The 625-nt window shown below is 73.6% G+C and carries 1 protein-coding gene; it reads left to right on the top strand.

Annotated elements, in window-relative coordinates:
- Positions 1–28 precede the first annotated feature (28 nt).
- A complete protein-coding gene (locus P3H15_RS54345; RefSeq protein WP_276144878.1) occupies positions 29–598 on the top strand; it encodes a hypothetical protein in 570 nt (189 codons plus the stop codon).
- Positions 599–625: the final 27 nt, after the last annotated feature.

Below are 625 nucleotides of genomic sequence, written 5' to 3'. Positions count from 1 at the left end.
TACGCTGGCTACCGCCGCATAGGAATTGGTGTCCACATCTCGGGGGGAATCCCCGGCCGTCGCGTTGGACGCGGCGGTCGGGGTAGCACCGGATGCGAAGGATTGCTACACCGCCGCTGAGCACGGATTCTGCGGTGTGGCGGGCGCGATGGGCCACGCCGAACTCGTCGACGCCGTGCGGCATTCGGCGTTGTGCCTGTTGGTGGGCACCCGGATGCCGGTGACCGCGCGGGCCGGCCTCGACGGTGCGCTGGCCGGGGTGCCGGTGGCCAGCATCGGTGCCGAACCGCCCTATCCACCCACGGTGCACGCGGTGAGCATGGACCTCGGGGCCACACTGGCCGAGCTCGCGGCGCTGTTCGAGGCCGGCGGCGAACAGGAACCGGCAGGCCCGCAGGCCCTGACGACGCTGGGGGTGCTCGACTCGTCGGGGCCGGGGCCGGGGCCGGGGCCGGGGCCGGGGCCGGGGCCGGGGCTGCGCTACCGCGAGGCGGTGGAGGCGATCGCGGCGATGCTGCCGGCGGGGTCGGACGTGTTCGCCGACGCCGGGAACACGGGCGCATCGGTGGTCTCGGCCGTGATGCGCGGGGCCCCGTAGGTGCCATCGAAATCGTCGTGAATCTCG

The sequence above is a fragment of the Rhodococcus sp. T2V genome (genome assembly GCF_029269925.1).
In the GTDB taxonomy this organism is placed as follows: Bacteria; Actinomycetota; Actinomycetes; order Mycobacteriales; family Mycobacteriaceae; genus Rhodococcus_F; species Rhodococcus_F koreensis.
The sequence above is the reverse complement of the archived record's forward strand: the minus strand, read 5'-3'. Positions and strand labels throughout refer to the sequence as shown.